Origin of the sequence: Alteromonas sp. NFXS44 (assembly GCF_040148705.1) — a bacterium.
GTDB lineage: Bacteria > Pseudomonadota > Gammaproteobacteria > Enterobacterales > Alteromonadaceae > Alteromonas.
Map to the genome: position 1 here is coordinate 238,687 of NZ_JAGDEA010000005.1, position 19,923 is coordinate 258,609.

Consider the following 19,923-nt stretch of genomic DNA (forward strand, 5'->3'; position numbering starts at 1 on the left):
AATGAAAGATGAACCGCTCATTTCTGTCATTATCCCCTGTTATCAGCAGTCGCATTTGTTGCAACGTGCACTGAATTCAGTTGAATCTCAAACTTACCGCAATATTGAAGTGATTGTTATTGATGATGGCAGCGAGCCGGCGGTCAATGTGCAGCCTGAAAAGTTTTCCTTTCCGGTTATACTGATCAGACAGTCTAACAGTGGCTTGCCTGCGGCACGCAATTCCGGATTACAGGCTGCCAGCGGGACACTGATTAAATTTCTGGATTCCGATGATGAACTGCTTCCATGCTGCCTGGAAGAGCAGGTGTCAGCAATGAATGGTGATACCAGTGCCATCAGTTGTATCGGGTACCGTGAGCAGTTTGAAGATACCGGCGAATCTCTTAATGTTGTCCGTGCATTTGGCAATCCGCTGCACGGTGCTTTGATGCTTAATCTTTACCCTGTTCACTGTTATCTGTTTAAGAAAACTGATGTGATTGCTGCAGGCGGCTTTGATGTGTCTGAGCGTACACGTGGAGGGCACGAAGACTATGACTTGCTTCTCCGTTTACTTCTCAACAACGCTCAGGTCATCACCCATCATTGTACAGGTGTTGTGTACTATCGTTATTCCGGCTCCATGTCGACCAATCATGATGCTATGCATCGTTCAAGGGCGAATGTCTGGACCAACGCGGTAAAACAGTTATTGATCAAAAATAATCTGAGCGGGCACACTCTGATGGCAATTCTTACCAGCTTCAGTCATCTTAATAGGATCACGCCTGCTGCTTTCTCCTCAGATTTAAAGACTGTCAGAAGTATGCTGGAAGAAAAGTTGCGGGTGCAGGACTTTCCCGGCGGGGCACAAATTCAAACGCTGATTGATGAGTTACAGGATGACCCGGCGAATCTTTCTCTTATTGAATTACTCCGGCCCGGACTCTGCCAGCCACCGCCATACGGTGCCTACTGGGAGTTGCAGGAATTAATTGATTACCGTACCAGCGTGGCACTGCCAATTGCTAATTTTCGTGATGATTATCTGGTTAGTTTATTTGCGCTTATCCGTGAAAAACAAAATATCGCTGTTTACGGTGCTGGAGAACTTGGGCAGCGTATAACCGGACTTATTAAATCCGCCGGCTTCGAAGTGAAGGTCATTTTCGATCAGAACTGGGAGCAAATTAAAGTTTATCGCGATGTTCCCGTGGTGAAAGTCGACGCAGAGAATGTCAGCGGTATCGACGTTATCATCATTGCTTCTCTGGCATACAAAGAAGAAATTTCGGCGTCTCTGAGTGCCTCATTTCCATCAGTTCAATTATTTTGAGTGGCAGGATATGACGAAGATTAATGCACATTTACTCTCTCCTGCTGTGACTGTCGTTATACCCTGCTTTCAGCAACAGGCCTATCTTGAAAGGGCTCTCCTTTCTGTTAAATCGCAAACCTGCCAGAACATCGAAGTTATTGTGGTTGATGATGGTAGTGAACCTGCTTTGAGTATTCCGGCGGGTTATGATTCAGCACGCCTAATCCGTCAGAATAACAGTGGTTTATCTTCGGCACGAAATACTGGCCTTGCAGCAGCAAATGGCGAATTCATTAAATTTCTGGATGCGGATGATGAGCTCAGGCCAGGGTGTATTGAAAGGCAACTACTGTCCTTTGGCTGTGCAGAGAAAACTATCAGTTGTACTGGTTTTACTGAAATATGTGAACAGACCGGACGAACCGGGGATATTCTTCCTGCATTCGGAGAGCCACTTTCAGCCATTGCATTAATCAATTTTGGTCCTCCTCATATCTATTTGTTCAGAACTGCTGAGATCAGGGAAGCGGGCGCTTTTTCTGTTTCAGACAGGGTCAGGGGGGGTCATGAAGATTATGATTTGATCTTCAGATTATTAGTGTCAGGTTTCCGGGTTCGTACCCTGCACAGCGCACTTGCCGTTTATCACAAAAGAGAAAACAGCATGTCGTCTAAAAGGGGACCGATGAACCGGACCCGCTCTCTGGTGTGGCTTCACAACACTCTCGAAGCGTTTGAAAAAGGCCGCATGGCGGAACAGGAAATATTGTTGAGTTTTACTACGGGACTCGCACTTATCCTGAAAACGACGCCTGAAGATTGCAAACACCTCTATGAACCACTGATTGATTTATTTGAATCGTCATTGCGGGAACAGGTTTTGACAATCAACAAAGACGACTTATCCCGTTTAACATCATTATTACTGGAAAACGAGCAGACAGTCAGACTTGCCGGAGGGCTATCAGTCAGTCAATTTGCAGGACTGGAGCAACAGGCTTTTCCGGCCAGATTTATTATCGATCCGCGTTTTCATTTGAAAACCAAAGAAAGGCATTTTCCCGATACTACGCTAGCCCGTGTGCTTGGCCGGACGCTGAAACACAATCACCATTTTGCTATATATGGGGCTGCAGAGTCAGGCCGGCGATTACTGAAGATTTTGTCTGCAGCAGGGATCCGCCCTGCGTTTATCGTTGATCGTGCATGGCAGAATATCGAAGCCATTGATGGTATTCCTGTAAGAGCGCCGGACAGCCTGTCTGAATCAGACATTCAACTTGTAGTTATCGCATCGTCAGGCAGCTATAACGAAATAAGTCGTAGTATTGAAGAAATGGCTTCGGAGTTAGAAATTGTTTGAAAATCAGTGATGATTGAACCCATAGCCGGAGTAAGTACCAACAAAAGTAAAGTTATAACGGATTCCGGCCGATAACATTAATACACAGCCTGATCTGAAATGACAGACAGGTATAATTGCCTGAAGATTAAATCGCTGAGTGAACATAGGTTCGAGGGGCCATATGCAAAAAATTACACTTATTAGTTTTGGGTTTAAATATGGTATCCCAAACTCGAATTATTATTTTGACGTCAGTTTCGCCAAGAATCCTGCCCGTGAAAGTCGCTGGAATTTATTCGACAAGCCAGATGACGAAATGGTGGACTATGTACTGAGTCAGCCGGCTGTAAATGACTTTATCTCGGCACTTCTCCCTATGTTAAACGTTATCGTAACCCTCGATGATGATGCTCGTGTAGCGCTTGGCTGTAATGCCGGACGTCACCGTTCTGCCATCATTGTAGAGCACGTAGCTGCGCGCCTGCGGGCCGCAGGGAAAGACGTGGAAGTTATTCACCGGGAGTGGAAAAATGAGCAGTAGTCCGAGCGTTGCGATTATCATTGTTTCACGGAACAGGAAGGATCTGGTTACCCGCAGTGTAGAGCACTTCAGAAACGACAGTTTTGGCAATAAAGATATTCTGGTAGTTGAGTGTGGTACGGAAGTATCAAACCTCAGTGAGTTTAATACCATTTGCTACACCGATGACGACTTCAAAGGTAAGTGTTTCGGCCACAACGTGGGCCTGAACTACCTGAACATGCAGAAAACCTATGATTATTATCTTTTCTGCATGAATGACGTGTTCGTCGAAGACAAGACGGATTTTATTCAGGAAATGATTGATGTTATGCAGGATAATCCGCGCCTCGCCATGATGTCACCTGCCGAACACGGTGCGCAGTATCCGGGGGCGATTCCTCAGAATAAAGGGCTCCGCCCAGTCACCACATCGGATTACCTGATGCTGTTTATTCGCGGAGACGTTGTGAATAAATACGGCTTTTTAAATCACACCTTTAAATATTGCTGGGGAGCGATCCATGAATACACTTACCGGCTTTATTCCGATGGCTGGTTCGCCGCATATTATGATTTCCTGACCTATCATCATCTTGGGGGGACGACCTACGGTAACAAGTCCACTAAGACTATCCCACGTGAAGAATATATCGCTAATGCAAAGCGTTTCGCTGCGGAGTATTTTGTTGAGCATTACGGCGAAGACTGGGATGAAAAGTTTTGGGAAACAGCATCCCGTGAGCATGACATTGAACATAACACTTACGCTGCGCACAGAAAATACTGGGAGCGTGGCTGAAGCCGTGAGTTGCCGGCCGGCACATAACAGATAAAGGCAGTTCTGAACATGAAACCAATGATCCTGGCAACAGGAACACAAAGCGGTGGTACAACGCTGGTCTCAGCAGCTTTTTTAAAACATCCTGAACTGGATGGCATACTCGATATGGCGTCAGACCGCATCGAAGTTAACCTGTCAGCGGTGACCGCACCGGTAACCTTTGTGAAAATGACGACCATTGCCTTTCGCTGGCAAGAGGTGGCCAGTGTATATGAAATGCATGGTTATAAGCCTTATCCGCTGATGGTCGTCAGAAATCCGTTTGATGTATGGGTGTCGCTAAAGAAAAAATGGTACGGTCTGAACGGACTGACCGCTGAAGATCCCCCTCTTTTCTTACGGATGCAGCGCTTTCTTGAAGACTGGAGGCTGTTTATGGACTCTGGCTATCCGGTGATTCAGTTTGAAGAATTTATCGAGTCGCCAGAAGCGCAACTTCGTGCAGTGATGGAGGCCTTGCCTGTAACATTTGATAAAGCCATGTTGAACCCGAATACGGACTTAAATTCCATATCTTATGTGGCAGAATCGAACGCCTCGTTCATTGAGTCTCTTGATTCGGGGGCATCAGATAAGGTGGCTTTTAAGCAGGCGTTGATAACGGGACGTGAAGCTGACTGGATAACACGGCATTTCAGTGAATATAACGCGTGCTACGGTTATGAGAATAATCACAAAGTCAACGATGAAGAAATTAACGAGCTGAGACCATTTCCTTTCGACAACCGGCGTTTTCTGGGCTTCGGTTCAATAGCATTAACCCGTAAAACATCGCCGAAATATCCGCAGATGGTCGTATCAGCAAGAAAGTATCTAACAGAAGGCAGAAAAGTCGCCATTTACGGAGCCTGCGAATTTGGTGAATATCTCGCGGGTGTTTTCGCTGAAAATGGTATTACTGTGGATTGTTTCTTTGACTCATATAGCACACCGGGAAGTAAAATTGGTGGATACCAGGTAAAAGAAAGAGACGCAGACAATTACTTTATTGTCGTTGCCAGTCTGGCACATAGTCCGGACATTAAGGCGGCTCTGCTTGCTGACGGTATCAGTGAAGAGTGTATTTTCACGTACGGAGATCAAAACTAATGGGCGCACTGACACGTTATGTGAGTACCAGTTATCAGAATAAGCTGATTGTCTCCGGCGATGCTGCTGCACTAAAACGCGCTGAGCAGATTCTGGCTGAAAATAACTTATCCGGAAGTAATGGTGTGCGTCTGGAAATGTTGAACGACATTCAGGAAGTGATGACACCGCCTGGTTTGATCATTGTTTTTGAAATGGATTTACAGCGCGCCCTTGAAACCAGTAAGCAACTGAATCATTTTAAAGATAAGGGAATTCCGGTTGTTTTCGGGAATGCCAGAGATATTTTCTTTACACAACCGGATGTCAGCCAGCGTGGCCTTTCTTATGCTGGTATGTTTCAGTTGTGCAGTGACTTTCTGAAAGGTATTAAACAGCTGGACAGTCAAAAACTGGCGTATGGCGAGTTTGGTGTATTTGATGGCAGAACCTGTACATTAGCGTGGCAACTGTTTCAAAACAATCTTCAACATTTTTATGCCTTTGATTCGTTTAAAGGAATACTCGGAAAAGCGCCGGGTGAAGACTTTTTCTATCAAACTGGTGACTATTACGCTAATAAAGAAACCTTGTTGCTGAATTTTACTTTGGCTGGGGGGGAGGAGAGCCGTCTTTCACTTGTTGAATGTGACTTTGATACCTCTCTGGAAACACCGGACAAGCATGAAGCAGTAAAGCATCAGTTCGGAATTATTCACATCGACTGCGATGTTTATCCTGCCGCTTTGCATGCGCTCGAATTTGCAACTCCCCATCTGGCAGATAACTTTATCTTACTGCTGGATGATTATGATTCTATGTGGGGTGACAGCTCTAAAGGTGAAAAAAGAGCGCTGATTGAATGGATGGATATTCATCCTGAGTGGGAAGTATCTGAATTCAGATGCTATTCGGCAACCGGCAGATCATTCCTATGTCACAAGAAATAGCTCTGCTGGATTCATCACCTGTTGCCGCACCGGACAAGCGTCTGATCGTTGGACTGGAGCTGACTAATGCGTGCAATTTTAGATGTCCTATATGCCCGCAGTCTTATCGTTATGCGAAAAAGCCACAGCCTGCCGGGGCTGCCTATGACAGAGCAATAGGAAATATTTCTGTAGCGGTCTTCCGGAGAGTTGTCGATGAATGTGAGCGGGTTGCCAAAATGGTGGAGCTCAATTTCTTTGGCGAACAGACACTCCACCCCAAATATCACGATTTCCTGGACATTCTGGCAGGGAGGCAGCACTTCCAACTTGTTACTAACACCAACATGTCATTGATGGACGAAAAGACTATGCGCACGTGGATCCATGCGCGGATGGACCAGGTACGGTTGAGTATTGACGCGATAGACAGCGATGTGTTTGATGTTGCCAGGCCCGGTCGGGTGAAAGACCTGAGTGGGAAGAGTATAAAAACGGACCGGCTCAAAGCTATTCATGACAAAATGAAGTTATGGTTTTCTATGCCAGATCACCGCCCGACCAGGTTAGTGTTTGTAGAAAGTCAGTACAACAAAGGACAATCGCAACGTTTCATCGATTTCTGGCAGCCGTTTCTCGGAGAAAGGGACGAAATTATCGTAAAGCCTGTTTTGTCATACGGTGGGAAAATCAGCGATCCCTCAATCACCCACGGAAGTTGCAATGTATGGGACTTGAAAATGTGTCAGCTGGACTGGCAGGGGAATGTATCTCCGTGCAACCTCGATGTAAATATGGATTTGCGACTTGGCAATATAATGGAAAACTCTTTATATAATATTTATTACTCAGATGAGGCGCGGACACTGCAGAAGAAAACAGGTTGCGGAAACGATGTAACGCCTTGCAAAACCTGTACAGACAGTAATTTCTGGGAAGGTATTATCAGAGTAAAGGGGGGGGAATGAGTTATCCGTCGCAAATGCTGAAGCCGCTCATGGTGGGGGAATGTGCAGAGGGTGCCCCCCCTTATTTCATTGGGCTGGGAACGCCCAAAGCGGGAACCTCCTGGTGGTATCACTTGTTGATGATGCACCCTCAGATTAAAGATAATAATTTTGGTGTTAAAGAAACTTGTTATTACTGTCACAACTGGCCTGAAGAAAATGCAGAAGAGTTGAAACAACAATATCAGAGAGGCTTTACCTCAGAAGATTCCGGAACAGTAACCGGAGAATGGTCAACGCTATATCTTTCTCACCCGTTTGCTTTAAAGCGATTGATCGGGGATTTTCCTGAAGCCCGGTATTTACTTTTGTTTCGGGATCCGATTGACACTTTGAATTCCTGGCTAAATCAACTGATGCGTAACAGAGCAAAGAAGATGCTCAAAGACGACGATGCATCCCGCTTTATGTATCTTAATTACGATGCAATACCGTCTTTGTTTGCGCAGATTATGCGTTATCCAACTCTCTTACATGAATTGCAGAATGTTGCGGGACTTAAGCTACTGTGCCTGCAATACGAACAAAATGCTGCAGATATTCAGACACAATATGATAAAATGACAGATTTTCTCGGGCTACAGCGTTTCGAGTTAAATAATGCTGATGTTCAGATCAATACCGCCGATAGTAATCTGGTCGCCGACCTTGTTCTTCCTGAAGTAGTTAAAAATGATCTGAAAGCGTGTGCCCGTGAACTGCTGAAAATGTGCCCTGATTTCGAACCATCTCTCTGGCAGCACTAACTATCAGAAGTCCAGGCTCTTCAACCACCTTTTCTGTTTACTGTACGCTTCTTCTGTCAGTTCAAAATACAGGTCGTCTGCCCGCATGCTCCTGTTTCTGATCTTACCCCTGTCACCTTTTATATCTACACCAATAGTCTTGTAGTGATCAGCACTTAAAGGAATAGCCAGATAATTACCGAAGTCGATAAAACATTTGAAGCCATCGAAGAGTGATAATTGATTGTTGATTTCGGTAAGCATCGTATCTGACGGCACATTGGCAAAGCGTAACTTTTGGATGAAAATACAGGACCGGGCAATATTTTTTCTCATCAAAGACATTTGCCTTGCATGGTATACAGGTGCAAAGAAAGGTAGCTCTCCTGCCAGTATCTCTGCATCTTGTGTACTGGTGTTATCATGCAATGAGGGATAGTAGTAATAACTAACACCTGTTTCGGGCGTATCTTCGCGGGACCGCCAGTTTTGCAACTGCTCAAAACTGCAAACACCAATGAAAATCATATCGCAGGGTGTTCGAAGGATTATCTGATTTGCTTTATCGATACTGTCATCATTCCATACCCTGCTGAAAAGGATAAGTTCTGTCGGTGCAGAATTACTGGCATTCGTACCATGGTTAAAAAAGTCTGTGTAGGCTTTTTCGAACCACGGGTTACTTTCAGGGAACCAGAATCTGCAGTTTCTGACGAGGGCATATTTTTTCGTATAACTCGCTATCCGTAAGTGGCGGAAAGAAGATATCAAATCATATGCGTCAGGCGCTTCAAGGTAGTCATTAATCAGAATTTCCGACCACTTCTTCCAGCTTTCCAGTGCTGCAGGCAGCAGGGTTTCAGCTTCGTCTGAGGCGATAACTTTTATCAAAAAGGCATTGGTGTAGTTCACAGTCCCGTGAAGCAGATAGAACAGCAGTGACTTGCCATTCGAATAGGAATCAAAAATCAGCTTTCTTTGCGCATCAACCAATCTTTCCACTGCTGTGGCGGTAGCCTCTGTACTGTCTATTAATGACCGTAATTTTTCTGCTTCGTTTCTGAAACTGTCAGTCTGATAGCGCTCATTGTATGTTTCTGCAAATTGTGCAGTATTGCTGACGGGCCGGAAGGCCAGCGTATCGATGAAGGTCCGGGATGCTTCCCTGGCTTGAGGAGTTGATGTGGTTAATATTAAATCCGGAGCCAGTGGAGACGTACCATTGATGAACGCGCCATCGCTGGTGTTGTAACAGGTTGAACCCTGATATTTTGAGTAAACCTGTTCCAGTATTGTCCTGGACATCTTGAATTCGTATTTGGTAAAAACGAACGGACGGAAGTTTCCTCTGGTTTTAATTGCTGTGTTGTTGGCTTCACGATAATCGTAAATTTCATTACCGTCTTCGTCGTAGTAACCTGAGTCCTTACTGTGATGATAGGTGTCGTCGGCGAACCCCAGGTCAATACCGAACAGATATAACTGAGTAAAGCCAAGTTCACAGAAAAGGTTATTCACTAAGTTGGCTACGGTAGGGTAGGCAAATTTAAGTTCGGTATAATTCTCCCGTCCGAGCACTTCAAGGCTGGATACTGTTGAAGACTCCCCGTCTTTAAACGCAATCAGTGTTTTACCAAAAAGATCTGAAGTATCAGGATGGATGCCGTTACAGGAGATCAGTGTGATTTTCTTTAGATAATCGAAGGCTCCCACTCTTGAGCACCAGTCGAATGTGGAGCGGTTTTGTTCTATTTCCGCGTGATAATCAGGCGTGATGCCGGCTTTTTCCAGTGGCATGAGCGCAGTGCCGCAAGAGATAACTATGGAAGAATCCCGCCACTCCTTTATTGCCTCAATACTGGCATCAAGAGAAGGGCCGTTACCCACAATGAATACCGGGACATCGGCAATGTCAGCCGGAACAGGCCGCAATGCTTTCTTAGTGAGGATGGGCGAACCGCGCAAAATCATTTCTTTGGTATGCGAAATTCCAAATCTGGCATGGTCAAAATATTCGCCCATGCTGATGAGCAACTGGAGATGCTCACGCATATTCGCTATCGCGTGAGACAGCGTGGGATTGAAGTAACTTTGATAGAAATATGTGTCGACCAGATTATAAGGGCCGACGGCATAGAACTGATGAGTTAAATCGTTGGACAGATTGCTGCCATCGTCTCCTATATTGACATACAGCCTGCCTTCAATGGCTTCTGTCTGATCGAAAATTGCCTGCCAGTCGATGGCAAATAGTGAGGCGTAGAAAAAGTCGCGGTCAGGTTCACAAATAAATAGCTTATTCACAGAGTGGGACGCGAGCAACGCTTCAAGCTGATAACCAAAGCCAAGGCCAAAAAGAATCAGAGATTTTATCTCTTCTGGTAAATTACTCTTTGTCTCATGCAGTTTGTCCAGCAAGCCTTCTGTTTCTTCAACATACTGATAATGGAGGTAGTCATTTAACTTACCTCCTGTGTATCCCATGATTAAACCATCTTTGTGGGGATATCTGGCAAAGTTTTGCTGATTAAGCTCACCTTCTGTGCGCGGATTCGATAAAAACAGCGTGTTATCTGTTTTATCGAGTAAGTTAATGTCACCGTTTTCGCATTTCACCGGAAACCAGTATGCCGGGGTAAATTCCTTAAATTCGTCAAAAATATCCGGAAAGTACTTCTTAAACGCCTTCAGGTTTTCAACAAACCGGGGAGCGGTATCATTTAACGCTTCGTGTGTGTCAGGGTCCAGATAAACGGTTGACCATACGGGCTTGAGTACATCACGGCGAATGTACTTTTCTACATTAAGGTTTTGTGCAGAAAGAACCGCCCAGTCATCTTCGCTGAAAGCACGGAAAATAGCGTCGGAAACCGGCGTGCTATAATGTTTATAGAGGTAGAAGTCGTTAATGTTTTCGTGCTGTTTAAGTTCAAGCAGGTCATCAACAATGGTGTTGCCGTTATTTTGTGGCATGAAAAAGAGCAGGGTATTATTGTCCCGGGCTACAGAAAATATTCTGCTCCAGTCGCACATCATCAGTGATGCTTTGAAATACTGAATCTCCGGCTCATATATAATGAGGTGGCGAATTGAATATTCAGTTAATAAGTATTCAATATGTATTCCGCCGCCCAGCCCGAGACTAACCAGTGTGTCGATGGTGTCACCTTTCACCAGGGGGGCGTTTTCCAGCCGTGAAGATTTATCCGGAGAGGGGGGTGATTTAAGAGAATACTTTTTGGCTGCATGGCTGGCCCAGCTGTCTACATGGGAGCACACTTCCTGTTCAGGATGCAAACCATAGAATGCCTGCCCTGCGCCGTAATCAATGATATTAAGTTCGCCAAATTTATTACAAAAAACGGATATGTTGCTGCTACGTTCATTTTCTACAAGAGAGGCGAGCTGAGGCATGTTGATCTTCAGCGTTTGCAGGCCTTTTTTGTATGTCTTGATCAATGTTTCTGCATTTTCGGCCTCGATAGATTTCTGGATCTCTTCATCAGCATGCAGGTGAATTCTTATATCGTTTATGATCATTGACGGGAACTTTAATCATCGGAAAACATAAATGTTATGCCGAACTACCCGGCAGGGCAAGCCGGTGAAGTTAATTGATTTATAAGAACCTTCAATGCCTGATGAGGGTTGCCGGTTATCAATATCCGGTTGAGCAAACAGCCGGCAACACCTGTGAATTTTGGTTATGGAACTCCATACCTTGTAATTCATCCTCATAACCTTAAAGTTAACCATTGTGTTATCACAGATCTGCTATACTTCGTCATAGAGGAGGCGTGTATGATCAATTTCAACAGCAATTCGTCATCGACAACATCATTACTTCAGCAGGTGCAGGAAAAACAAACCAGCCTGATGGAGAAACTGGCGTCGGGCAAACGCATTAACAGTGCTGCCGACGGTGCGGCTGCGCAGCAAATCATCGACCGTCTTACTTCTCAGGTAGAAGGCAACCGTCAGGCAATCAATAATGCCTATGACGGTATCTCGCTGGCGCAGGTTGCGGAAAGTGGCTTGTCCGGCATTAATGACGACGTCAACCGTATCCGCGAACTCACCTTGCAAGCCGGCAGCGGCGTACTGAATGATGCCGATCGTCAGGCGATACAGTCTGAAATTACCCAGTTGCAGGATAATATCTCGCAAACAATCGATCAGACGACCTTTGGCGGCAAGCCTCTGCTGAGTGCTGAAGGGGAAATTAATTTTCAGGTGGGGGCAAATCCTGATCAGTCCGTGGGCGTACGCACTTCTGATGTTGCCGGCAATCTGTCCGGTATTTTGAATATTGATATCACTTCCGGCGATTTGGATGCTGCGTTGCAGGCGGCTGATGAAGCCGTTGAGTCAGTGGGCGGATTCCGCGCAGATCTCGGTGCGACACAGAATGCACTGGCCAGTACGGCAAGAAACCTCAGTGAAGCCGATGTGAACGTGTCTGCAGCCCGTAGCCGAATTCAGGATCTGGACTATGCGCAGGCGGTATCAGAAAATATCTCTAACAGCGTACTGGGTCAGGCTGCTACTTCTGTGCAGGCACAGGCGAACCAACAGCAGGGACAGGTTCTGGCATTGTTAAACTAGAACGGGTGTGATTACGTTTTAATCAAAAAGGCAGGTTAAACCTGCTTTTTTTGCTTCAGGAACAAGAATCAGTGTTTGCGAACTGATCTTTTACCGCTACAATCATGCAGATGCGCTAAACTGTAAATAATAAAAATGCGTTCTCGGGGAATAGATGAAGGAAATTCTGCTCGTTAGTGATGACGGCGAACTCATTCAAAAATTAGAAACCGTTATCACGTTCATGGGGGAAGCTTGCTACGGGCAATCTTTTGAGGATAGCTACGGCTATCTGAATACCCATACCGTTGAAGCGGTCATGATTGATTACGCCAGAGCTGACCAGGTTCAAAACCTGGTGGCGCAGTTTCCCCACATCCCGTTTGTCGCTATTCAGGCGCAGGATGGCCTTATTGCACCGAATTGCAATCTGGTCAGTACCGCTACACTGCCTGTTACTTATCCTGTTCTGACTCAGGCAATTCACCGTTGCCAGGAATATTCCCGTCACCGCCCGGGCCCGGTAAAAACAGCTGGCCTGAAAACCCGTCTTTTCCGTAGCCTAGTTGGCCGCAGCCAGCAAATCCAGACTGTACGTAAACTGGTTGAGCAGGTTGCCCCGACCGATGCCACCGTGCTGATTCTGGGTGAATCCGGTACCGGTAAAGAGGTTATCGCCCGTAACGTTCACTTTATGTCTGAGCGTAAAGAAGGCCCGTTTATTCCGGTCAACTGTGGTGCCATACCCGGTGAACTGTTAGAAAGTGAATTATTCGGCCACGAGAAAGGCGCATTTACCGGTGCAATCAGTGCACGGAAAGGACGCTTTGAACTGGCAGAAGGCGGAACACTGTTTCTTGACGAAATAGGTGACATGCCGCTGCAAATGCAGGTTAAATTGCTACGGGTATTGCAGGAACGGACATTTGAGCGTGTTGGTGGTCATACACCGATAAAAGCCAATGTACGTATTGTTGCTGCCACCCACCGTAACCTGGAAAACATGATTAAAGACGATAAGTTCCGTGAGGATCTTTATTATCGCCTGAACGTGTTTCCCATCGACAGTCCTGCACTTCGTGAACGCCGCGAAGACATCCCGTTATTGCTGCAGGAATTAATCAGCCGTATTCAGGGTGACGGCGTATCGGTAGTTAAATTCACCGAAATGGCTATTTCCTCTTTAATGGAACATGACTGGGCGGGTAATGTCCGTGAGCTGTCTAATCTGGTAGAGCGGCTGAGTATACTGTTCCCTAATCAAATCGTTGATATTCAGGACTTGCCGCCTAAGTATCAGTACGGTGAAATTCAGGCTTACGAGCCGGACTATCCTGAAGAGTTGCTGGAACGCGATGCATTCAATGAATTGTTCGCCGAGTCAGCTGCTTCAGAAGATTTACGTTCACCGGTTGAAGATTCGGCTTATGCTGTCCCCCGTGAAGAAGGCGCTGAGTCTTCACAGCTACCGGAAGAGGGCGTAAATCTTAAAGAGTATCTGTCGGAGCTGGAAATTAACCTGATCATACAGGCTCTGGATCAGCAGGACTGGGTTGTTGCCCGTGCTGCTGATAAACTGGGTATGCGCAGAACCACTCTGGTTGAAAAGATGCGCAAGTATGAAATTCAGCGCGAAGAGTCGGTATCGTCAGATAATTGACTTTAAACTTCTTTACAAAACTTCTATAACATACTGTTTTAAATGTAAAATAATACTGGCACATCAAATGCATTAACCCAGTCAGGACGTAATGTCTGCTTTTTGACGAGGGTTATCATGACATACGATGGGCATAGCTACGCAGCCGCTGCCGGCGAAGCATCCGTACATTTATCTGACTATCATTACGCGCATTCTGCACAGGCGGAAAGCAGTAGTGATGATATTGATGTGCTTAAAAAGCAGGCCAGTCGTTTATCTCATTTATTGCAGGTCATGCCTGCCGGCGTTATCGTCATTGACGGGCAGGGGATTGTGCGTCAGGCGAACGGTCAGGCTAAGTCACTGTTAGGTGAACCCCTCGAGGGCCAGCTCTGGCGAACCATCATTGCCCGTTCATTTAAACCCCGTGCGGACGACGGCCATGAAGTGTCATTAATTGACGGCCGCCGGGTAAAGCTATCCATTACCCCTCTTGATAACGAGCCGGGCCAGCTTATTGTACTGACCGATCTTACCGAAACCCGGCAATTGCAGGCCAGAGTCAGCCACATGCAGCGCTTATCAGCGCTGGGCAAAATGGTGGCGTCACTGGCGCATCAAATCCGCACGCCGCTTTCTGCTGCGATGTTGTACGCCGCTAATATGAAACGCAAGGGCCTCGGGGAAGCGGCCACAGTCGATTTTGCCGGTAAACTCACCGACCGCCTGAAAGAGCTGGAGAGTCAGGTAAACGATATGCTGCTGTTCGCCAAATCCGGTGAAGATCAGGTCGTGTCTGTACTGACACCTGCACAACTTGAAGATGCCATTGTTCCTGTTGCAGAAACCATGACCCGTCAGGCCGGCGTGAATTTCTCCGTCAGCGGTTTCAGTACTGACGCCACACTTACCGGCAATATTACCGCCCTGCAGGGAGCGTTACTTAATCTTGTACATAATGCCTGTCAGGTCAGTGAAGCCGGCGGGACGGTCTACGTCAATGCCGTTTGCAGCGGTGAACACATTGCTGTTTCTGTTATTGATGAGGGCCCGGGTGTTCCGGCAGCTGTGCGCCAGAAAATTTTTGAACCGTTTTTCACTACGAAAACCCATGGCACGGGCCTGGGACTCGCGGTAGTGAAATCTGTTGTGAATGCACACAAAGGCCGGCTTGGTGTGACTAATTTAGAGGGACAGGGAGCATGCTTCACCATGACGCTGCCTGTTGCCCGGACCACTTTATCCCCTGAGAATACAGGAGACCTTGTATGAGCCACTCTACTATTTTGATTGTTGAAGACGACGCGGGGTTGCGTGAAGCATTAAATGACACGCTGAAACTGGCTGATTACCGGGTTATTGCTGCGGCTTCTGCAGAAAATGCACTGATTCAGCTGGCTGCGGAGAAAGTTGATCTCGTCGTCAGTGACATTCAGATGGGTGACATGAACGGTCTGACCCTGCTGAAGAATATCAAAGCCCGTTATCCCCAGTTACCGGTATTGCTGATGACGGCGTATGCCACCATTGATGATGCGGTTCAGGCCATGCGTGACGGAGCGACAGATTATCTGTCCAAGCCGTTTGCTCCTGAGGTACTGCTGAATCTGGTCAGCCGCTATGCGCCGGCACATAAAATTGAGTCCCGTACGCCCATTGCGGCAGATCCCGGCAGTCTCAGATTGCTGGAGTTGTCCCGCAAAGTTGCCGGTTCTGATGCCACGGTAATGGTACTGGGGCCAAGCGGTTCCGGTAAAGAAGTGTTATCACGTTATATCCACGATCAGTCATCCCGCGCTGCGGAGGCCTTCGTGGCGATCAACTGCGCGGCTATTCCTGAAAATATGCTGGAAGCCACATTGTTTGGCTATGAAAAAGGTGCCTTTACCGGTGCGGTTCAGGCATGTCCCGGCAAATTTGAGCAGGCGCAGAACGGCACTATTCTGCTGGATGAAATTACCGAAATGGCCCTGGCTCTGCAGGCGAAATTACTGCGTGTACTACAGGAAAAAGAGGTCGAGCGCCTGGGCGGACGCAAGACCATTGCACTGGATGTCCGTGTCATTGCCACCAGTAACCGGGATTTGCGTCAGGCTGTAGAGGCGGGGGAGTTCCGCGAAGATTTATATTATCGCCTGAATGTTTTCCCGGTGGTCTGGTTGCCGCTGGCGAAAAGGCCGGGTGATATTGTTCCGCTGGCCGAACACCTGATCCAGCGTCATACCGGCGGTCAGCGAGAAAGTACGCTGCGTTTGTCCGGTGCTGCCAGAAACAAGCTGGTTCAGTATGACTGGCCGGGCAATGTGCGGGAACTGGAAAATGTTATCCAGCGCGCTTTAATCCTGTGTGACGGTGAAGTTATCGAATCCTCTGATCTGATGATTGATATGGCGGCTACACTGGCAAGCCACAGTATTCAGGCTGATGAAGTGGTTACCGACGACAGTAAGCTCGGTTCTGAGCTGCGTCATCAGGAACATCAGATAATCCTGGATACACTGCAGTTGTGTAAAGGGAAACGTAAAGATGTGGCTGAAAAGCTTGGTATCAGTCCCCGTACCCTGCGCTATAAACTGGCCAGAATGCGGGAAGAAGGTATCGACGTTCCTGCCTGATTAATATTGCATCAATATATTCATTGCAAGTGTGTGTTTCACACTAAAGCCTCTTGCCACGGCAGCCGCCGTGGCTTTTTTCGTTTTTCTCTCCTGCCTGTGTCATTAATTTGGCATTCTTTCTAACTTGCTGATTAAATTGAAAAATAAAAGTTGGTATTGCTTTTGCTTTTGTCTGTTTAAGAACCAGTGTCAGACAGCTTTCTGACGATAAGCATTATAACGAGGAGTGGGGTATGGACGTTAAAGCCAACAGTTTGTATCAGGAGATGCAATCAATGATCGGCCAGACTCGTCTGCAGGCTACAGAGATGCCCGAACAGGCACTCGAAGTAAAAAATGCCTCTGCCAGCGATTTTTCAGCCATGTTGAAACAGGCCGTTGAAGGTGTGAACAACATGCAGATGGAATCAAAATCAATGCAACAACGCTTTGAGATGGGCGACCCGTCATTAAGTCTTGCCGAAGTCATGCTGACCAAAGAAAAAGCAGGCATTGCCTTTGAAGCGACCGTTCAGGTACGCAACAAGGTGCTCGAAGCTTATAAAACTATCATGAACATGCCGGTGTAGTGGAGTAGTACGTCATGGCCGAAGCAACAGGTACTAACCTGACAGTCAGCGACTCAACCGGCGAAACCGGCGGTTCAGACGCGGAGAACAAATCCGGATTCATGGACACGCTGGGCAGTGCCGACATGGTGCGCCAGATGGCACTGGTCGTTGTACTGGTGATTTGTGTGGCCATCGCCATTTTCATTTTATTGTGGGCACAGGAACCGGATTTCCGGCCGTTGGCGAAAATGGAAACCGAAGAGCTTATCGAAACACTGGATTACCTGGATGCCAGTCAAATCGAATACAAGCTGGAAGGTAATACCATATATGTGCGCAGCGACGAGTTTCAGGATGTGCGGCTGGGAATGACCCGTCAGGGACTTACCCGTGCGGGAGATGCCGGCACCGATATCATCATGCAGGATATGGGATTCGGTGTATCGCAACGGGTAGAGATGGAGCGTCTTAAACACGCCCGCGAACAACAGATTGCAACCACTATCGAAGACATGGCCAGCGTCCAGAAGGCCCGTGTGTTATTGGCTATGCCAAAAGAAAACGTGTTTGCCCGCCGGGAAAAGAAAGCCAGTGCTACTGTTGTGCTCACGGCCAAACGTGGCAAAGTGATTGCCGGTGAAGAAGTGGATGCGGTGGTGGATATCGTCGCTTCCGCTGTGCAGGGCATGGAGCCGTCACGGGTTACCGTTACAGACAGCAATGGACGTCTGCTGAATTCCGGTTCGCAGGATTCCATGAGTGCAAGGGCGCGGAAAGAATATGAAATCGAGCGCCAGCGTGAACAGGAATATCTGGAGAAAATTGATGCTATCCTGATCCCCATTCTCGGGATCGGTAATTATACGGCGCAGGCTGATATTTCCATGGACTTTACGGCCATGGAGCAAACCCAGCGTACATACAATCCGGACCTGCCAGCTGTACGCAGTGAAATGACCGTGGAATCAAATTCCGTTGGCTCCATAGCCGGCGGTATCCCCGGCGCGCTGAGTAATCAGCCGCCGCTGGAGTCCAATATTCCTGAAAATGCCATCGGACAGGATGGTCAGACAGCGCCGGTCCCCGGACGCAGCAACCGCGAGTCCACGAAAAACTATGAGCTGGATACCACTATCAGCCATACCAAAAAGCAAACCGGTGTGATCAGACGTCTCAGTGTGTCTGTGGCGGTGGATCACGATCGTACCGTTGCTGAAGACGGCAGTGTCACCACCGCACCGAAAAGTCAGGAGCAACTGCTGAATATCCGCCGTCTGCTGCAGGGTGGTATAGGATTCGACGTCGCCCGCGGAGATTCTCTGGAAGTCGTCAGTGTGCCGTTCACACGGATGGATGCAGAAGGTGTTGAAGAGGTGCCTTTCTGGGAACGTCCTGAAATTTTACCTATACTTAAACTGGTAATGGGTGGGTTGATCATCATTGTATTGATTATCTTCGTGATAAGACCCATGTTACGTCGTCTTATCAACCCTGATGAATCGAAAAACACCGACGAGTTTGATGCAGATGAAAGTCTCGACCTGGGTGATGATACCATCAGCATGCTGAGTCAGGATTTCGACGAAGCACAGGTTGGCTTTGCACCGGACGGCTCACTGATGCTGCCGGATCTGCATAAAGATGAAGATGTTCTTAAAGCCGTGCGTGCACTGGTGGCCAATGAGCCGGAGTTGTCTGCACAGGTTGTTAAGGGCTGGTTGACACTGGATGATTAAGGTTCAACGTAATGCCTGATGAAATGGCTCAAGGCCAACAAAGTTACGATATCAGTAAATTAGAAGGGGTGGAGAAAGCCGCCATCCTGTTACTGAGCTTATCGGAAGAAGATGCTGCGCAAATTTTAAAACACCTGGAGCCGAAGCAAGTGCAGAAGCTCGGCGGTGAAATGGCAAAAATTGAAGACATGACACAGCCGAAAATTACGGCGGTGCATAAGCATTTCATCGAGGAAATTCAAAATTACAGTACCATCGGATTCCAGAGCCAGGACTTCGTTAAACGGGCGCTGACTGCGGCATTAGGTGAAGATAAAGCGGCAAACCTGATTGACCAAATTCTCATGGGCAGTGGTGCAAAAGGCCTGGATTCTCTCAAATGGATGGATTCCAAACAGGTTGCCAGTATTATCCGGAACGAGCACCCCCAAATCCAGACCATTGTATTGTCTTACCTTGAGCCGGAACAAAGTGCTGAGATTTTGGCACAGTTTCCTGAAAAAGTCCGTCTCGATTTGTTAATGCGTATCGCCAACCTGGAAGAAGTGCAGCCGGCGGCACTGCAGGAACTGAACGAGATCATGGAGAAACAGTTTGCCGGTCAGGCCGGGACTCAGGCAGCAAAAATGGGTGGCCTGAAGTCTGCTGCCGACATCATGAACTACCTCGATACGTCCATTGAAGGACAGTTGATGGATGCTATCCGCGAGCAGGATGAGGAAATGAGTCAGCAGATCCAGGATCTGATGTTTGTCTTCGATAACCTGATTGACGTTGATGACAGAGGTATTCAGGCTATTCTGCGTGAAGTTAATCAGGATTCATTACTGAAAGCGATTAAGGGTGCGGATGAAGAATTGAAGAATAAGATTACCGGCAATATGTCTAAGCGGGCTGCTGAAATGATGCTGGATGATCTCGAAGCGCTGGGTCCAGTGCGCTTGTCTGAAGTGGAAACTGCGCAAAAAGAAATTCTGTCTGTTGCCAGACGTCTGGCTGACTCCGGTGAAATTATGCTGGGCGGCGGCGGTGGCGAAGAATTCCTGTGATAAGT

The 19,923-nt window shown here is 47.3% G+C and carries 16 protein-coding genes; 15 read left to right on the forward strand and 1 reads right to left on the reverse strand.

From position 1 onward, the window contains the following. Nucleotide 1: 1 nt before the first annotated feature. From J3369_RS06305 to J3369_RS06340, 8 genes are all read left to right on the forward strand, one after another. A complete protein-coding gene (locus tag J3369_RS06305) occupies nucleotides 2–1,318 on the forward strand; it encodes a glycosyltransferase family A protein (RefSeq protein WP_303574386.1) in 1,317 nt (438 codons plus the stop codon). A gap of 10 nt (nucleotides 1,319–1,328) precedes the next feature. Continuing rightward, the gene (locus J3369_RS06310; protein ID WP_349585058.1) at nucleotides 1,329–2,663 is read left to right on the forward strand and encodes a glycosyltransferase family 2 protein; all 1,335 of its coding nucleotides are present in this window, start codon (nucleotides 1,329–1,331) and stop codon (nucleotides 2,661–2,663) included. 163 nt (nucleotides 2,664–2,826) lie between these two features. After that, on the forward strand, nucleotides 2,827–3,186 hold the full coding sequence (locus tag J3369_RS06315) for a RapZ C-terminal domain-containing protein (protein ID WP_474851034.1): 360 nt from the start codon (nucleotides 2,827–2,829) through the stop codon (nucleotides 3,184–3,186). Beyond that, complete coding sequence (locus J3369_RS06320; RefSeq protein ID WP_349585061.1) at nucleotides 3,176–3,967, forward strand: glycosyltransferase family 2 protein; 792 nt, start codon at nucleotides 3,176–3,178, stop codon at nucleotides 3,965–3,967. Before J3369_RS06315 ends, J3369_RS06320 begins: the two co-directional genes overlap by 11 nt. A 48-nt stretch (nucleotides 3,968–4,015) precedes the next feature. After that, nucleotides 4,016–5,098 carry a hypothetical protein gene (locus J3369_RS06325; protein WP_349585064.1) on the forward strand — a complete coding sequence of 361 codons (1,083 nt, stop codon included), beginning with the start codon at nucleotides 4,016–4,018 and terminating at the stop codon, nucleotides 5,096–5,098. Continuing rightward, a complete protein-coding gene (locus J3369_RS06330) occupies nucleotides 5,098–6,027 on the forward strand; it encodes a class I SAM-dependent methyltransferase (protein ID WP_303574381.1) in 930 nt (309 codons plus the stop codon). Before J3369_RS06325 ends, J3369_RS06330 begins: the two co-directional genes overlap by 1 nt. Further along, entirely contained in the window at nucleotides 6,012–6,974 is a 963-nt protein-coding gene (locus J3369_RS06335) for a radical SAM/SPASM domain-containing protein (RefSeq protein WP_303574380.1), read from the forward strand. The genes J3369_RS06330 and J3369_RS06335 overlap by 16 nt, the downstream gene beginning before the upstream one ends. Beyond that, complete coding sequence (locus J3369_RS06340) at nucleotides 6,971–7,759, forward strand: sulfotransferase (protein WP_349585069.1); 789 nt, start codon at nucleotides 6,971–6,973, stop codon at nucleotides 7,757–7,759. The genes J3369_RS06335 and J3369_RS06340 overlap by 4 nt, the downstream gene beginning before the upstream one ends. A 3-nt stretch (nucleotides 7,760–7,762) precedes the next feature. On the opposite strand, the gene J3369_RS06345 is transcribed toward J3369_RS06340, so the two are convergent. After that, nucleotides 7,763–11,278: a motility associated factor glycosyltransferase family protein gene (locus tag J3369_RS06345; RefSeq protein ID WP_303574378.1), complete on the reverse strand. Its 3,516-nt coding sequence runs from the start codon at nucleotides 11,276–11,278 to the stop codon at nucleotides 7,763–7,765. Nucleotides 11,279–11,539: 261 nt separating this feature from the next. Between J3369_RS06345 and J3369_RS06350 the strand changes: the two genes are divergently transcribed. The 7 genes from J3369_RS06350 (at nucleotide 11,540) to fliG (ending at nucleotide 19,918) form a co-directional block, all read left to right on the forward strand. Continuing rightward, nucleotides 11,540–12,343, forward strand: a complete 804-nt coding sequence (locus J3369_RS06350; RefSeq protein WP_119500559.1) for a flagellin N-terminal helical domain-containing protein — start codon at nucleotides 11,540–11,542, stop codon at nucleotides 12,341–12,343. A 154-nt stretch (nucleotides 12,344–12,497) separates the two neighbouring features. Beyond that, the gene (locus tag J3369_RS06355; protein ID WP_303574376.1) at nucleotides 12,498–13,982 is read left to right on the forward strand and encodes a sigma-54 dependent transcriptional regulator; all 1,485 of its coding nucleotides are present in this window, start codon (nucleotides 12,498–12,500) and stop codon (nucleotides 13,980–13,982) included. A 117-nt stretch (nucleotides 13,983–14,099) separates the two neighbouring features. Further along, the gene (locus J3369_RS06360; RefSeq protein ID WP_349585075.1) at nucleotides 14,100–15,236 is read left to right on the forward strand and encodes a sensor histidine kinase; all 1,137 of its coding nucleotides are present in this window, start codon (nucleotides 14,100–14,102) and stop codon (nucleotides 15,234–15,236) included. After that, entirely contained in the window at nucleotides 15,233–16,579 is a 1,347-nt protein-coding gene (locus tag J3369_RS06365) for a sigma-54-dependent transcriptional regulator (protein WP_349585078.1), read from the forward strand. The genes J3369_RS06360 and J3369_RS06365 overlap by 4 nt, the downstream gene beginning before the upstream one ends. A 236-nt stretch (nucleotides 16,580–16,815) precedes the next feature. Beyond that, a complete protein-coding gene (fliE, locus tag J3369_RS06370; protein WP_119500563.1) occupies nucleotides 16,816–17,151 on the forward strand; it encodes a flagellar hook-basal body complex protein FliE in 336 nt (111 codons plus the stop codon). 14 nt (nucleotides 17,152–17,165) lie between these two features. Next, nucleotides 17,166–18,869, forward strand: a complete 1,704-nt coding sequence (fliF, locus tag J3369_RS06375; RefSeq protein WP_349585082.1) for a flagellar basal-body MS-ring/collar protein FliF — start codon at nucleotides 17,166–17,168, stop codon at nucleotides 18,867–18,869. 11 nt (nucleotides 18,870–18,880) lie between these two features. Continuing rightward, nucleotides 18,881–19,918: a flagellar motor switch protein FliG gene (gene fliG / locus J3369_RS06380; protein WP_349585085.1), complete on the forward strand. Its 1,038-nt coding sequence runs from the start codon at nucleotides 18,881–18,883 to the stop codon at nucleotides 19,916–19,918. Nucleotides 19,919–19,923: the final 5 nt, after the last annotated feature.

Coding starts and splice junctions, on each gene's coding strand:
- J3369_RS06305 (WP_303574386.1), top strand. CDS start 2: ATGAAAGATGAACCGCTCATTTCTGTCATTATCCCCTGTTATCAGCAG.
- J3369_RS06310 (WP_349585058.1), top strand. CDS start 1,329: ATGACGAAGATTAATGCACATTTACTCTCTCCTGCTGTGACTGTCGTT.
- J3369_RS06315 (WP_474851034.1), top strand. CDS start 2,827: ATGCAAAAAATTACACTTATTAGTTTTGGGTTTAAATATGGTATCCCA.
- J3369_RS06320 (WP_349585061.1), top strand. CDS start 3,176: ATGAGCAGTAGTCCGAGCGTTGCGATTATCATTGTTTCACGGAACAGG.
- J3369_RS06325 (WP_349585064.1), top strand. CDS start 4,016: ATGAAACCAATGATCCTGGCAACAGGAACACAAAGCGGTGGTACAACG.
- J3369_RS06330 (WP_303574381.1), top strand. CDS start 5,098: ATGGGCGCACTGACACGTTATGTGAGTACCAGTTATCAGAATAAGCTG.
- J3369_RS06335 (WP_303574380.1), top strand. CDS start 6,012: ATGTCACAAGAAATAGCTCTGCTGGATTCATCACCTGTTGCCGCACCG.
- J3369_RS06340 (WP_349585069.1), top strand. CDS start 6,971: ATGAGTTATCCGTCGCAAATGCTGAAGCCGCTCATGGTGGGGGAATGT.
- J3369_RS06345 (WP_303574378.1), bottom strand. CDS start 11,278: ATGATCATAAACGATATAAGAATTCACCTGCATGCTGATGAAGAGATC.
- J3369_RS06350 (WP_119500559.1), top strand. CDS start 11,540: ATGATCAATTTCAACAGCAATTCGTCATCGACAACATCATTACTTCAG.
- J3369_RS06355 (WP_303574376.1), top strand. CDS start 12,498: ATGAAGGAAATTCTGCTCGTTAGTGATGACGGCGAACTCATTCAAAAA.
- J3369_RS06360 (WP_349585075.1), top strand. CDS start 14,100: ATGACATACGATGGGCATAGCTACGCAGCCGCTGCCGGCGAAGCATCC.
- J3369_RS06365 (WP_349585078.1), top strand. CDS start 15,233: ATGAGCCACTCTACTATTTTGATTGTTGAAGACGACGCGGGGTTGCGT.
- fliE (WP_119500563.1), top strand. CDS start 16,816: ATGGACGTTAAAGCCAACAGTTTGTATCAGGAGATGCAATCAATGATC.
- fliF (WP_349585082.1), top strand. CDS start 17,166: ATGGCCGAAGCAACAGGTACTAACCTGACAGTCAGCGACTCAACCGGC.
- fliG (WP_349585085.1), top strand. CDS start 18,881: ATGCCTGATGAAATGGCTCAAGGCCAACAAAGTTACGATATCAGTAAA.